This is a genomic window from Kushneria sp. Sum13, from assembly GCF_052692355.1.
The window spans coordinates 445,147-459,319 of record NZ_CP199847.1 but is presented as its reverse complement, the minus strand read 5'-3'; the positions used below and the strand labels follow the sequence as shown (position 1 = coordinate 459,319).

Annotated in this window: 8 protein-coding genes, 2 tRNA genes and 3 rRNA genes; 6 read left to right on the top strand and 7 right to left on the bottom strand. The window is 56.9% G+C overall.

Annotation, left to right across the window (positions count from 1 at the left end; translation table 11 throughout):
- Positions 1-421: 421 nt before the first annotated feature.
- Together ACUN8C_RS02180 and ACUN8C_RS02175 are read left to right on the top strand one after the other, a co-directional pair.
- Entirely contained in the window at positions 422-1,789 is a 1,368-nt protein-coding gene (locus ACUN8C_RS02180) for an MFS transporter (RefSeq protein ID WP_445620723.1), read from the top strand.
- A gap of 206 nt (positions 1,790-1,995) precedes the next feature.
- A complete protein-coding gene (locus tag ACUN8C_RS02175) occupies positions 1,996-2,199 on the top strand; it encodes an aminotransferase class I/II-fold pyridoxal phosphate-dependent enzyme (protein WP_445620722.1) in 204 nt (67 codons plus the stop codon).
- Positions 2,200-2,328: 129 nt separating this feature from the next.
- On the opposite strand, the gene rrf is transcribed toward ACUN8C_RS02175, so the two are convergent.
- The 6 genes from rrf to tyrS all read right to left on the bottom strand — a co-directional run bounded on the left by rrf (position 2,329) and on the right by tyrS (position 9,481).
- Positions 2,329-2,444: ribosomal RNA gene (rrf, locus tag ACUN8C_RS02170) — 5S ribosomal RNA — on the bottom strand.
- A gap of 101 nt (positions 2,445-2,545) precedes the next feature.
- Positions 2,546-5,437, bottom strand: a 23S ribosomal RNA gene (locus ACUN8C_RS02165).
- Between the two features lie 272 nt (positions 5,438-5,709).
- A tRNA-Ala gene (locus ACUN8C_RS02160) sits at positions 5,710-5,785 on the bottom strand.
- 7 nt (positions 5,786-5,792) lie between these two features.
- Positions 5,793-5,869 (bottom strand) — tRNA-Ile (locus ACUN8C_RS02155).
- Between the two features lie 69 nt (positions 5,870-5,938).
- Positions 5,939-7,479: ribosomal RNA gene (locus ACUN8C_RS02150) — 16S ribosomal RNA — on the bottom strand.
- The 16S, 23S and 5S rRNA genes sit together here with 2 tRNA genes alongside, the layout of an rRNA operon.
- 796 nt (positions 7,480-8,275) lie before the next feature.
- Positions 8,276-9,481: a tyrosine--tRNA ligase gene (gene tyrS, locus ACUN8C_RS02145; RefSeq protein WP_445620721.1), complete on the bottom strand. Its 1,206-nt coding sequence runs from the start codon at positions 9,479-9,481 to the stop codon at positions 8,276-8,278.
- Positions 9,482-9,605: 124 nt separating this feature from the next.
- Between tyrS and ACUN8C_RS02140 the strand changes: the two genes are divergently transcribed.
- Positions 9,606-10,721 (top strand): anhydro-N-acetylmuramic acid kinase, encoded by a 1,116-nt coding sequence (locus tag ACUN8C_RS02140; protein ID WP_445620720.1) that lies wholly within the window; start codon positions 9,606-9,608, stop codon positions 10,719-10,721.
- 68 nt (positions 10,722-10,789) lie between these two features.
- Here ACUN8C_RS02140 and ACUN8C_RS02135 read toward each other — a convergent pair whose 3' ends face one another.
- Positions 10,790-11,797, bottom strand: coding sequence for a type IV pilus twitching motility protein PilT (locus ACUN8C_RS02135; protein WP_445620719.1), 1,008 nt, complete (start codon positions 11,795-11,797; stop codon positions 10,790-10,792).
- Between the two features lie 38 nt (positions 11,798-11,835).
- Between ACUN8C_RS02135 and ACUN8C_RS02130 the strand changes: the two genes are divergently transcribed.
- From ACUN8C_RS02130 to ACUN8C_RS02120, 3 genes are read left to right on the top strand one after another with little or no spacing between them, the layout of a single operon-like run.
- Positions 11,836-12,564, top strand: coding sequence for a YggS family pyridoxal phosphate-dependent enzyme (locus ACUN8C_RS02130; RefSeq protein ID WP_445620718.1), 729 nt, complete (start codon positions 11,836-11,838; stop codon positions 12,562-12,564).
- 26 nt (positions 12,565-12,590) lie between these two features.
- Positions 12,591-13,418: a pyrroline-5-carboxylate reductase gene (gene proC, locus ACUN8C_RS02125; protein WP_445620717.1), complete on the top strand. Its 828-nt coding sequence runs from the start codon at positions 12,591-12,593 to the stop codon at positions 13,416-13,418.
- A 45-nt stretch (positions 13,419-13,463) separates the two neighbouring features.
- Entirely contained in the window at positions 13,464-14,045 is a 582-nt protein-coding gene (locus ACUN8C_RS02120) for a YggT family protein (protein WP_108844108.1), read from the top strand.
- The last annotated feature ends 128 nt before the right edge of the window (positions 14,046-14,173 follow it).

Genomic DNA, 14,173 nt, shown 5'->3' with positions numbered 1-14,173 from the left:
CTGAAAGCGGCAGGCATGACAGCCCTGCATGGTGCTATACGCTACCACTGCTATTGTTCAGTTTTTCGCCTGTTGACTTCAAGTGCTGTGACAAAAGCTTATTTAGACCTTGGCATTAGAAAACATGCGATCAAGGGGCCTTAAAGTAAGTGAACACTTCGCCATCAGCCCAGGCACTAAAAGCATTTTACAGGGGTAGCAGCTAAAAATGGCAGGCGAACAACACTAAACCAATGCGACAAAACACCGCGGCATGATACATGGAACCTTTCACCAATTCCATTCGTCACAAGGGGAGCTGACTTTCATGCCCTTAAAGAGCGCTCATGCCTTACCCGTGCATCCCCGGATCGTATATCAATTTCCCGCAGCCCCGTCAGACCGTTAAAATGATGACCTGCCCCAAGGTTTTCGGAGAATCATGAAACACATTCCACTCAATGCAGGCGAATACCGTGCAATCGCAGGCCTGGGCATGTTGTATGCCTTTCGCATGCTGGGGCTTTTTATGGTTTTACCTGTACTTGCCCTTTATGCCAGAGATCTGGAAGGCTCAACGCCGTTTCTGATCGGTATTGCACTGGGAGGTTATGGGCTGGCACAGGCCATCTTTCAAATTCCCTTTGGCACGCTTTCTGATCGACTGGGCCGTAAACAGATCATCGCCTTCGGTTTACTGCTCTTTTTCGCAGGCAGCGTTGTGGCTGCCCTGTCGACGTCCATTTATGGCGTTATTGCCGGGCGCTGCCTGCAGGGTAGTGGTGCCATTGCCGGTGCGCTGATGGCATTGCTGGCAGACAAGACCAGAGAGGAAACAAGGACCACTGCCATGGCAGCCATTGGCATGAGCATTGGTGTTGCCTTTGGTATTGCAATGGCATTAGGACCGTTTCTGGCAGAAGTGTTCGGGCTTTCAGGCGTATTCTGGAGTACAGCACTGCTGGCGCTGGTGGGCCTTTTGATTCTCTGGCGACTAGTGCCCTCAGCGCCGGCCAGACAGCATCGGGATGTTGGTATAGACCCACGGCAAGTGAGAAAGATGTTGTTTCAGAGCGAACTCCTGCGCCTGAATTTTTCAATATTTGCCCTGCATGCCATTTTGACAGGCTGTTTTATTGCTCTGCCCATCAGGCTCGAAAACCTCGGCATTGATGCTCAGTACCATGGGTGGGTTTATCTTCCCGTCATGGCTGTCGGCTTTTTTGCCATGGTGCCCTTGATCGTTGCAGCAGAGAAATATCGTCACATGAAAATGGTTTTCATGGGTGCTGTCGCGGCCATGACACTGGCACTTTTAGGCCTTGGTGAGACAGCGCAAACCAAATGGGTATTGATTCTGCTGTTATTGATATTTTTTACCGGTTTCAACCTGATGGAAGCCATGCTGCCCTCCATGATCAGCAAACTCTCACCCGCCGGCGCCAAGGGTACGGCCATGGGCGTGTATTCTACCAGTCAGTTTCTGGGCGCCAGTGTGGGCGGCGGTCTGGGAGGCGCAGTGGCCGGTCATTTCGGTATCGATGCCGTTTTTCTTTTTGCCGCGGCGTTGGGTGCACTATGGTTTTTGACCATCCTGAACATGACCGCTCCCAAACATCTTTCAAGTGAAGTTGTTTCTCTGGAAGGAAAAAAAATTACTGACAGTAGCGCGTGCAGCAGAGAGCTCAAGAATATTGCAGGCATTGAAGATGCACTGGTGGTCAGGGAGGAAAACGTGGCTTATTTGAAAATTGATCGTGACGCCATTGATCGTGAAGCACTGACTCGCTGGCTACAGATATCGCCGTAATGTTCTAACGATTTACAGTGATAATTACTCATTAAAAGGCATCCATCAGGATGCCTTTTTTATTGGCATTAATTTGCGACTTAATACAATAATGCTTTCTATGGAATGTAGTCTGAAGGCCATTAAAGACATTATCAGAGCCATTTTTTTCTTCCGTTGAAGCGATTGGAGCCAGCTGAAACACTGTTGTTCTCGGCTGTTAAAGGTTGCCCTCTCGGGCCAACTTCCTGTTTGCCCGGCCCACACGTCACCCGGCGGCCGACGTGGCCGCCCGGCTGCGGACCGCCGGCATTCTGGTGCGCCACTTCGGCACGCCCGGCCTGTCGGACTGGCTGCGCATCTCGATCGGTACCGAGGCGGAGATGACGGCCCTGACCGCCGCGCTGGCGGCCATGAACAAGACGCCCTGAGGCGGGGGGGCCCTCGCCCGCCGGTCACGTCAGTGACCGCGGGCGGGGCCGGCACCACGGGCCGTGGCGGCCGGATGGCGCGCATAAAAGAACCCCGGTCCTGTTAAGGACCGGGGGTTCGGAAGGGGTGCCTGACGATGACCTACTCTCACATGGGGAGACCCCACACTACCATCGGCGCGGAGCCGTTTCACTACCGAGTTCGGGAAGGGATCGGGTGGTGCCGGCACGCTATGGTCGTCAGGCAATTCTGCAGACCGGCTGCTCTTGAGCAGCGGGTCAAAATCGGGATCATGCTGATCGATATATCAACGCATTCGTGTGATGCGAACCACTTGGGTGTTATATGGTCAAGCCTCACGGGCAATTAGTACGCGTCAGCTCAATGCATTGCTGCACTTACACACCGCGCCTATCAACCTTGTCGTCTTCAAGGGCCCTTCAGGGAGCTCGAGGCTCCAGGGAAGTTTCATCTTGAAGGGGGCTTCCCGCTTAGATGCCTTCAGCGGTTATCCCGTCCGCACATAGCTACCCGGCGGTGCCATTGGCATGACAACCGGTACACCAGCGGTGCGTCCACTCCGGTCCTCTCGTACTAGGAGCAGCACTTCTCAAACTTCCGACGCCCACGGCAGATAGGGACCGAACTGTCTCACGACGTTCTAAACCCAGCTCGCGTACCACTTTAAATGGCGAACAGCCATACCCTTGGGACCGACTTCAGCCCCAGGATGTGATGAGCCGACATCGAGGTGCCAAACACCGCCGTCGATATGAACTCTTGGGCGGTATCAGCCTGTTATCCCCGGAGTACCTTTTATCCGTTGAGCGATGGCCCTTCCATACAGAACCACCGGATCACTAGAACCTGCTTTCGCACCTGCTCGACATGTCCGTCTCGCAGTCAAGCACCCTTATGCTCTTGCACTCATTGCACGATTTCCAACCGTGCTGAGGGTACCTTAGTGCTCCTCCGTTACTCTTTAGGAGGAGACCGCCCCAGTCAAACTACCCACCACACACTGTCCTCACACCGGATCACGGTGCGGAGTTAGAACGCCAATGATACCAGGCTGGTATTTCAAGATTGGCTCCACCCCAACTGGCGTCAGGGTTTCAAAGCCTCCCAGCTATCCTACACAGGTAACATCAGCGTCCAGTGTGAAGCTATAGTAAAGGTTCACGGGGTCTTTCCGTCTAGCCGCGGGTACACTGCATCTTCACAGCGATTTCAATTTCACTGAGTCTCGGGTGGAGACAGCGTGGCCATCATTACGCCATTCGTGCAGGTCGGAACTTACCCGACAAGGAATTTCGCTACCTTAGGACCGTTATAGTTACGGCCGCCGTTTACCGGGGCTTCGATCAAGAGCTTCGCCTTGCGGCTAACACCATCAATTAACCTTCCGGCACCGGGCAGGCGTCACACCCTATACGTCCGCTTACGCGTTGGCAGAGTGCTGTGTTTTTAATAAACAGTTGCAGCCACCTGGTCTCTTCGGCCGGTCAGAGCTGAGGGAGCAAGTCCCGTTACCCTGGCCGGCGCACCTTCTCCCGAAGTTACGGTGCCATTTTGCCTAGTTCCTTCACCCGAGTTCTCTCATACGCCTTGGTATTCTCTACCTGACCACCTGTGTCGGTTTGGGGTACGATCGCATGTTATCTGAAGCTTAGAGGCTTTTCCCGGAAGCGTGGCATCAGTGACTTCCAGACCGTAGTCTGTTCGTCTCGCGTCTCGGCTTATAGAGGACCGGATTTGCCTGATCCCCAGGCCTACTCGCTTTTACCAGGACAACCAACGCCTGGCTCACCTAGCCTTCTTCGTCCCCCCATCGCAATAACATCCGGTACGGGAATATTAACCCGTTTCCCATCGACTACGCCTTTCGGCCTCGCCTTAGGGGTCGACTCACCCTGCTCCGATTGACGTCGAACAGGAACCCTTGGTCTTCCGGCGGGGGAGGTTTTCACTCCCCTTGTCGTTACTCATGTCAGCATTCGCACTTGTGATACCTCCAGCAGACCTCACGATCCACCTTCGCAGGCTTACACAACGCTCCTCTACCGCGCATCCATAAGGATGCACCCGCAGCTTCGGTACCCGGTTTGAGCCCCGTTACATCTTCCGCGCAGGCCGACTCGACCAGTGAGCTATTACGCTTTCTTTAAAGGATGGCTGCTTCTAAGCCAACCTCCTGGCTGTCTGTGCCTTCCCACATCGTTTCCCACTTAACCGGGATTTTGGGACCTTGGCTGGCGGTCTGGGTTGTTTCCCTTTTCACAACGGACGTTAGCACCCGCTGTGTGTCTCCCACGCTGTACTCACCGGTATTCGGAGTTTGCCTCGGGTTGGTAAGCCGGGATGGCCCCCTAGCCGAAACAGTGCTCTACCCCCGGTGGTAATACGTGAGGCGCTACCTAAATAGCTTTCGAGGAGAACCAGCTATCTCCGAGCTTGATTAGCCTTTCACTCCGATCCACAGCTCATCTCAGCATTTTTCAACATACTTGAGTTCGGACCTCCAGTCAGTGTTACCTGACCTTCATCCTGGCCATGGATAGATCGCCCGGTTTCGGGTCTATTCCCAGCAACTAAGTCGCCCATTTAAGACTCGGTTTCCCTGCGCCTCCCCTATTCGGTTAAGCTCGCTACTGAGAATAAGTCGCTGACCCATTATACAAAAGGTACGCAGTCACAGAACAAGTCTGCTCCCACTGCTTGTACGCACACGGTTTCAGGATCTATTTCACTCCCCTCGCCGGGGTTCTTTTCGCCTTTCCCTCACGGTACTGGTTCACTATCGGTCAGTCAGGAGTATTTAGCCTTGGAGGATGGTCCCCCCATGTTCAGTCAGGGTTTCACGTGCCCCGACCTACTCGATTTCACAATGCTCGGATTTCGGCTACAGGACTATCACCTGCTATGGTCAGACTTCCCAGACTGTTCGCCTATCGGTTGCACTGCTTAAGGGCTGGTCCCCGTTCGCTCGCCGCTACTGGGGGAATCTCAATTGATGTCTTTTCCTCGGGGTACTTAGATGTTTCAGTTCTCCCGGTTCGCCTTCATGAGTTATGTATTGGCTCATGAATACCTGCCTTGTGGCAGGTGGGTTTCCCCATTCGGAAATCGCCGGGTCGCAGGTCATTTGCCACCTCACCGACGCTTATCGCAGGCTGTCACGTCCTTCATCGCCTCTGACTGCCTAGGCATCCACCGTGTGCGCTTAATCGCTTGACCATATAACCCCAAGGGGTCCGGTCTCACAATCACACTACATTTACCGGCATGCATACGACTATGCATGGCGATAAATTTATACGTTGTCTGCCGGCCGGGTCACAACGCTCATCCGAAGACGAGGTGTTCACCGACCGACAGGTCAGCATGATCCACATTGTTAAAGAGCGTACTGTCAAAAAGACAGTCAGAAATCATGTCGATGATTGTCATCATCATGACTTTTGACTGTGGTTTCATCAGTAGGAGCGAGACTGTGACACCGAGCTGTATGGTGGAGCCTAGCGGGATCGAACCGCTGACCTCCTGCGTGCAAGGCAGGCGCTCTCCCAGCTGAGCTAAGGCCCCGACAGGTTGGTGGGTCTGGGCAGACTCGAACTGCCGACCTCACCCTTATCAGGGGTGCGCTCTAACCAACTGAGCTACAGACCCAAGCAGTCTTCGCTCTATCCGATCAGGCAATTTGTGTGGACGCGCTGGTTCGCGTGAGCACTTGTCGTTTAAGGAGGTGATCCAGCCGCAGGTTCCCCTACGGCTACCTTGTTACGACTTCACCCCAGTCATGAACCACACCGTGGTGATCGCTCTCCCGAAGGTTAAGCTAACCACTTCTGGTGCAGTCCACTCCCATGGTGTGACGGGCGGTGTGTACAAGGCCCGGGAACGTATTCACCGTGGCATTCTGATCCACGATTACTAGCGATTCCGACTTCACGGAGTCGAGTTGCAGACTCCGATCCGGACTGAGGCCGGCTTTCTGGGATTGGCTTCACGTCGCCGCTTCGCAACCCTTTGTACCGGCCATTGTAGCACGTGTGTAGCCCTGCTCGTAAGGGCCATGATGACTTGACGTCGTCCCCACCTTCCTCCGGTTTGTCACCGGCAGTCTCCCTGAAGTTCCCGCCATTACGCGCTGGCAAAAAGGGATAGGGGTTGCGCTCGTTACGGGACTTAACCCAACATTTCACAACACGAGCTGACGACAGCCATGCAGCACCTGTCTCTGCGTTCCCGAAGGCACTTCCTCATCTCTGAGGAATTCGCAGGATGTCAAGAGCAGGTAAGGTTCTTCGCGTTGCATCGAATTAAACCACATGCTCCACCGCTTGTGCGGGCCCCCGTCAATTCATTTGAGTTTTAGCCTTGCGGCCGTACTCCCCAGGCGGTCGACTTATTGCGTTAACTGCGCCACCAAACCCTCAAGGGGTCCAACGGCTGGTCGACATCGTTTACGGCGTGGACTACCAGGGTATCTAATCCTGTTTGCTACCCACGCTTTCGCGCCTCAGCGTCAGTGTCAGTCCAGAAGGCCGCCTTCGCCACTGGTATTCCTCCCGATCTCTACGCATTTCACCGCTACACCGGGAATTCCACCTTCCTCTCCTGCACTCTAGCCTACCAGTTCCGAATGCCGTTCCCGGGTTGAGCCCGGGGCTTTCACATCCGGCTTGGCAAGCCGCCTACGCGCCCTTTACGCCCAGTAATTCCGATTAACGCTTGCACCCTCCGTATTACCGCGGCTGCTGGCACGGAGTTAGCCGGTGCTTCTTCTGTGGGTGATGTCCTTCATGACGAGTATTAATCATCATGCCTTCTTCCCCACTGAAAGTGCTTTACAACCCGAAGGCCTTCTTCACACACGCGGCATGGCTGGATCAGGGTTCCCCCCATTGTCCAATATTCCCCACTGCTGCCTCCCGTAGGAGTCCGGGCCGTGTCTCAGTCCCGGTGTGGCTGATCATCCTCTCAGACCAGCTACGGATCGTCGCCTTGGTGAGCCGTTACCTCACCAACAAGCTAATCCGACATGGGCTCATCCGATAGCGCAAGGTCCGAAGATCCCCTGCTTTCTCCCGTAGGACGTATGCGGTATTAGCTCGGGTTTCCCCGAGTTATCCCCCACTACCGGGCAGATACCCATGCATTACTCACCCGTCCGCCGCTCGTCAGCGGGTAGCAAGCTACCCCTGTTACCGCTCGACTTGCATGTGTTAGGCCTGCCGCCAGCGTTCAATCTGAGCCATGATCAAACTCTTCAGTTTATTTTGAAGCTTTGAGATTCGTTTCGAGGCCTGCCGAGGCAGTCCGCGAGGTGAATCAATCCGGGCTCGAGGTCAAACTAGTTACTCTTGACGAGTGTTCGTCTGCTCGACTATCTATGTGACTGGTGTCACACACGAGCCAGACGCCCACACAAATTGCCTGATCGACTTGTTAAAGAGCGTCTCGAAGATGTTGCCTCAGTCGCCGTGGCGGCTGCTTCGAGAGAGTGGGCATTTTACAGCCCTGAATCGAAAAGTCAACCTCTTTTTTTCGATTCGGAAGTCAGCGGCTGGATCCGTGATCCTGATTGGACGACCAAAACCTCAGTCAAAACAATCACCTGCCAAACTTCCCCGCTGCCTCGTCGCCGTGTGCTCCGTGGCAGCGGATGCGTACTTTATAGATCAGACCCCGAGGGCGCAACCCCTTTCGTCAAAAACTTTCACTTTTCTGTCACAACGGGAGAGAGGCTCGTTTGGCGACGGCTCTACAGGCTGGGCTCTCCGCACTCTCCTCCTTATAGAGAGAGCATCTCTCTATAAGGAGGAGAGTCGCCAAAAGAAAAGGCCCGCCGCTGATCGTGTCAGCGGCGGGCCCTATGGATCTTCCTGATCCTTAAACACCACCCTCCATAGTGATGTCCTTGAAATTTACACCGGGGCTTCCCTTCCCTGGGTGCAACGCTTCCATGCGCCGGCTGCCTCGGTGTTTGTACAACTTACCGAATTGTAGCGGTCATGTCCAACTTTTATGTACAAAAAATGCTGCAGGTGTATGACTTGTCCAGGAATAAGGTTATCCCTTGTGCACCCGCACCCTGGCATAACGCTTTTTACCGGCCTGGATCACGTATTCATGACCCACTGCGAGCATGTGTCCTGCCTCTACCTTGTTGCCATCAATCCAGACACGTGCGTTTTTCAGCATGTCCTTTGCCTGAGCACTATTGTTGGCAAGGCCGGCTCGATTGAGGATCAGAGCAATGGGTGCTTCCGCCATATCCTCGACAATAACCTCTACTTCCGGCAGATCATCCGGCAGCTCGCCTTCCTTGAGCTGATTGCCACTGGCGCGGTGTGCCCCGGCAGCGGCTTCTTCGCCATGAAAGCGGGCCACCAGCTCACGCGCCAGCACCATCTTGACGTCACGCGGATTGGCGCCGTTGTCCACGTCACTCATCAGCGCCCTGACTTCTTCCATGGGCTTGAGCGACAGCAGCTCGAAGTAGCGCCACATGAGCGAGTCCGGCATGGACACAATCTTGTTGAACATCTCACCGGGACGATCCGTGATGCCGACATAGTTGCCCAGTGACTTGGACATCTTCTGCACCCCGTCCAGGCCTTCAAGCAGCGGCATGGTCAGGACCACCTGCGGCGTCTGTCCATAATGCTTTTGAAGCTCACGCCCCATTAACAGATTGAACTTCTGATCGGTGCCACCGATCTCGATATCGGCTTCCAGTGCTACCGAGTCATACCCCTGTATAAGTGGATAGAGAAACTCGTGAATGGCGATGGGCTGGTTGCCGCGATAGCGCTTTTCAAAATCATCACGCTCCAGCATGCGGGCCACGGTGGTCTGGGCGGCCAGGCTGATCAGATCGGCGGCCGACATCGCACTCATCCACTGCGCGTTGAAGACCACCTTCGTACGCTCGGGATGAAGCACCTTGAACACCTGCTCCTGATAGGTGCGCGCGTTGGCCATGACGTCTTCCTGTGTCAGGGGCTTTCGCGTCACGCTCTTGCCAGTGGGATCACCGATTCGCCCGGTGAAATCACCAATCAGAAACAGCACCTCATGCCCCAGATCCTGAAACTGGCGCAGCTTGTTCAAAAGCACCGTGTGTCCCAGATGAAGATCAGGGGCGGTGGGATCGAAGCCGGCCTTGATGCGCAGCGGTCGCCCCAGAGAGAGCTTCTTTTCCAGCTCGTCTTCTACAAGTATCTCGTGGACACCGCGCTTGATCAGCGCCAGCGCATCGGCAACATCGGCCATGACCTGCATCTCCTGTTTTCAGGTTGTTGCGACTGCTCCTCCCGCCAGACGGGAGAACAGCAAGAAATGTGGGGCATGATAGCATGGCGGCAAACGCAGAGACCGCCCCGCCAGGAGTGAGCAGATGAGTCTTTTTATAGGTCTGATGTCCGGCACCAGCCTGGACGGTATCGATGCAGCGCTGGTGGAATGTGACCACCATCACCGACCTCTTTTACTGGAAGCCACGGGCATCGACATGCCGGAGCCCTTGCGCCGCCAGCTCTGGCATCTATGTCACGCCGGAGAAGTGGCCTTTGAAACGCTGGCAGAAACCGAAGAGGCGTTCTGCAGACTTCAGGCGCAGGCCGTCACGGCACTTCTGGAGAAAAGCGGTCATGCCATCTCGGACATCACTGCCATCGGCAGCCATGGGCAGACCATTGAACACCGCCCGGCGGGTCCTTTTCCGTATACCTGGCAACTGGACAATCCTTCACGACTGGCCGAACTGACTGGCTGTCGCGTCGTGGCCGATTTTCGAAGGCGGGATCTCGCCGCCGGCGGTCAGGGTGCACCATTGGCCCCCGCTTTCCACAACGCGATTTTTCGTGACCCTCATCAGTGGCGTGTCCTGCTGAACCTGGGGGGGTTTGCCAACGTCACCCTGCTACCGCCGGAGGGCAGTGACATACCGGTGATCGGCTTTGACACCGGCCCGGCCAACGCCTTGCTGGATGGCTGGTATGCCCGTCATCATGACGGCCGGTTCGATCGCGATGGCGCCTGGGCCGCTCAGGGGCAGTGCCAGACCCCCTTGCTGGCAAGACTGTTAAGTGACGCCTTTTTTGACAGCCCACCGCCCAAGAGCACGGGCCGGGAGCATTTTCACCTGCAGTGGCTTGAGACACATCTGGAAGAGGAATCTGCGGCAGATGTTCAGGCCACCCTGCTGACGCTGACCGTTGAAAGCATTGCTCGTGAACTGGAGCGCCACCTGCCTCCCGAGGCGCAGACCGCGGCCTGCGTCATTCCCTGTGGCGGCGGTGCACATAATGTCGCCTTGATGGACACCCTGAGCGCAAGACTGTCACCGATCAAAACCGGGTCCTGCCAGGCGCTGGGCTGGTCACCCGACTGGCTGGAAGCGGGCGCCTTTGCCTGGCTTGCCTGGCGGCGGCTGGAAAAACTTGCAGGCAACCTGGCCTCGGTCACCGGTGCCGCAGGCCCCCGCATTCTGGGTGGGGTGTACGAGCGCTGAGTTTTCCTGCTGCGGCCCGGGGCTCAGCACCCTCCTGGCATGCTCCGGCCATCAGCAACCCCGAAGCATCAGCCTTTCTCTTCGCGCACGATCAGACCTTCAGCCGCCAGCTTCGACACGGCGGCCTCCATGGTCTGCATGCCCAGCCCGCCGCCGGTCTGCAGCGCAGAGTAGATCTGGGCCACCTTGTCCTCGCGAATCAGATTTCGGATGGCGGGTGTCGCAATCAGAATCTCGTGGGCGGCAATCCTGCCCCCACCGATACGGCGCATCAGTTGCTGTGAAATCACGCCCTGAAGGGACTCGGACAACATGGCGCGCACCATTGCCTTTTCATCCCCGGGGAAGACATCCACGATGCGATCCACCGTTCGGGCCGCAGAGGTGGTATGCAGCGTGGCCAGCACCAGGTGGCCGGTCTCGGCCGCCGTCAACGCCAGCCGCATGGTTTCCAGATCGCGCATTTCTCCTACCAGAATGACGTCAGGATCTTCACGCAGCGCCGAGCGCAGGGCACTGGCAATATCATGTGTATCGCGTTGCACCTCGCGCTGATTGATCAGCGCCCGCCGGGAGTGGTGCACAAATTCAATGGGATCCTCAATGGTCAGCACATGCTGGGCGCGGGCGCCGTTGATATGATCCACCATGGCCGCCAGCGTAGTGGACTTGCCCGAGCCGGTAGGCCCTGTCACCAGCACCAGTCCATGCGGGCATGAAGCCAGCCGTCGAAAGACCTCTCCAAGCCCGAGCGACTCCAGACTGGGCACATGCGAAGGAATGGTACGAAAAACCCCGGCGACGCCCCTGTCCTGATGAAAGGCATTGACGCGAAAACGCGAAACGCCCGGCACCTCGACGGAAAAATCGAGCTCCAGCGCTTCTTTGAAATTCTGCTGCTGGGCCTCACTCATGACCGCCATCAGCAGGCGCTCGACGTCTTCATGTTCAAGCGCCGGCACGTTAAGGCGACGAATTTCGCCATCGACACGCATCATGGCCGGCAAACCTGCCGACAGGTGAAGGTCCGAGGCACCCTGTTTTGCTGTAAAAGCCAGCAGTTCGGTAATATCCATGCGTTCGCAGTTCCGGACGTCACAAAGAGTGATCACTCATGAGCGATCAGCAGTCACGCGCAACCCCAGATCAGAGCCACGCCGTAAAGGACAATATCGTCGCCATACGCCACCGACTTGAGCAGGCCCTTGTCAGCGCCGGGCGACCGGCCGACAGTGCGGCGGTACTGGCGGTCAGCAAGACCAAACCGGCGGACATGCTGCGCGCAGCATTTGATGTCGGCCAGCGGCTTTTCGGGGAAAACTATCTGCAGGAGGCACTGGAAAAACAGCAGGCTCTGGCAGACCTTGAAGAGATCGAGTGGCACTATATCGGCGCACTTCAGTCCAACAAGACGCGTGATGTGGCCGAACACTTCAGCTGGGTCCATACGGTAGACCGCAAAAAGATCGCGCGACGCCTGAGCGAGGCTCGCCCGGCCTCCATGGACGCGCTCAATGTCTGTCTGCAGGTCAATATCAGCCGGGAAAGCTCGAAGTCGGGCGTGATGCCCGAGGCGTTGCCGGCACTGGCCGAGCAGGTCATGGCCCTGCCGGGGCTGAGATTGCGCGGCCTGATGGCCATTCCGGCGGCCAGCGATGATCCGGCGCAACAGCGACGTCCACACGCAGCACTGCGTGAGCTTTTCGAGACACTGGCAAGGCGTTATCCCGAGGCGCCACTGGACACCCTGTCGATGGGCATGAGCGGTGACATGGAAGCCGCCATTGACGAGGGCGCCACGCTGGTCAGACTTGGAACGGCCATTTTCGGCAGCCGCGACTGAACTTCCCGACCACAAGGACACCTTTCATGGCAAGTCAATTGACCTTTATCGGCGCCGGCAACATGGCCAGCGCCATCTTCGGTGGCCTGATCGACAATGGTTACCCGGCCGAGGCCATTACGGCCACGTCCCCCGATGAGGCCATGCTCGAGCAGCATCGGGCGCGCTACGGCATTCAGACCACCAGCGACAATGCCGCTGCGGTCAGTGAAGCCGATGTCGTTATTCTGGCCGTCAAGCCACAGATCATGCGCGAGGTCTGCGAGCCGCTTCAGGACGCGCTGCAGATCAGCCGCCCATTGGTCATCTCCATCGCCGCAGGGCTGACCATCGACACCCTCGGCCAGTGGCTGGGCGATGATAGCCTGCCCATCATTCGCTGCATGCCCAATACACCGGCGCTGGTGGGCCAGGGCGCCACCGGCCTGTATGCTCCCCCCGGGCTCAGCGAGGCCCACCGTGCTCTGGCAGGCGATCTGCTGTCGGCCGTTGGCATTATCGAATGGGTAGAAGAAGAAACCCTGCTCAGCGCCGTCACGGCCATTGCCGGCAGCGCGCCTGCCTACTTCTTCTATATGCTGGAAGCCATGGAAAATGCCGGCGTGGCACGAGGGCTTTCACGCGACATCGCGCGGCGACTGGCCATTCAGACGGCACTGGGCGCAGCCCACATGGCAAAAGAAAGCGAACATGACCCGAAAACGCTCAAGCAACAGGTGATGTCGCCGAAAGGTACTACGGAGCGCGCCATTGCCAGTTTTGAGCAGGCCGGCTTCGAGAAAATGGTGGATGATGCCACACTGGCCTGTTTCGAGCGTGCCGAATCACTGGCACGTGAGCTGCGGGATCAGTAAATTCACTGTATCTGTCATCTTGTGACGACATAACGGAGAGTCTCCATGGGGAGCGCACTGGGCGATACCGGCATCATGCTGGTCAACACCCTGATCAACCTTTATCTGTTTGTGCTGATGCTGCGCTTTTTGCTGCATGCCTCACATGCCGACTACTACAACCCCATCAGCCAGGCGATCGTCAAGGCAACCTCGCCACTGGTGGCCCCACTGCAGCGCATCCTGCGACCTGCCGGCCCCATTGATATCGCAACGCTTGTGGTCGCACTGTTGTTCAAGATGGCGGGCATTGCCCTGATCTGCATGGTGATCTTTGGCTTTCCGCCCATTGGCCTGCTGGCCGTGGCAGCGCTGGCGGGCGTGGTCAACGCCATTTTGAAGATCTACTTCTTTGCGATGATCATCATGATCATTCTGAGCTGGGTCGCCCCCCAGTCCGGTCACCCCGGAGCACTGCTGGTGTTTCAGATTACCGAACCGGTCATGGCGCCAGTACGACGCGTCATTCCTGCCATCGGCATGATCGATCTCTCTCCCATCGTGGTCTTTTTGCTGATCAACGTGCTCGACAGCTTTCTGGTGGGTGCGCTCAGCCGTGCAGCCGGCCCCCTTGCACCGCTGATTTAAGACCTGACAGGCTGTCGTGCCCGCGCACGACAGCCGCCCCGCCAGCGCGCTCCCCCGACGCCTGCGACGATATGCTACAGTGCGCCTGCGACGCCGGGCCATGATTCCGGCCTGCCCTGTCTGACCGG

Excerpts from the sequence above, each read along its gene's own strand:
- ACUN8C_RS02180 (WP_445620723.1), top strand. The coding sequence starts at position 422 with ATGAAACACATTCCACTCAATGCAGGCGAATACCGTGCAATCGCAGGC.
- tyrS (WP_445620721.1), bottom strand. The coding sequence starts at position 9,481 with ATGGCCGATGTTGCCGATGCGCTGGCGCTGATCAAGCGCGGTGTCCAC.
- ACUN8C_RS02140 (WP_445620720.1), top strand. The coding sequence starts at position 9,606 with ATGAGTCTTTTTATAGGTCTGATGTCCGGCACCAGCCTGGACGGTATC.
- ACUN8C_RS02135 (WP_445620719.1), bottom strand. The coding sequence starts at position 11,797 with ATGGATATTACCGAACTGCTGGCTTTTACAGCAAAACAGGGTGCCTCG.
- ACUN8C_RS02130 (WP_445620718.1), top strand. The coding sequence starts at position 11,836 with ATGAGCGATCAGCAGTCACGCGCAACCCCAGATCAGAGCCACGCCGTA.
- proC (WP_445620717.1), top strand. The coding sequence starts at position 12,591 with ATGGCAAGTCAATTGACCTTTATCGGCGCCGGCAACATGGCCAGCGCC.
- ACUN8C_RS02120 (WP_108844108.1), top strand. The coding sequence starts at position 13,464 with ATGGGGAGCGCACTGGGCGATACCGGCATCATGCTGGTCAACACCCTG.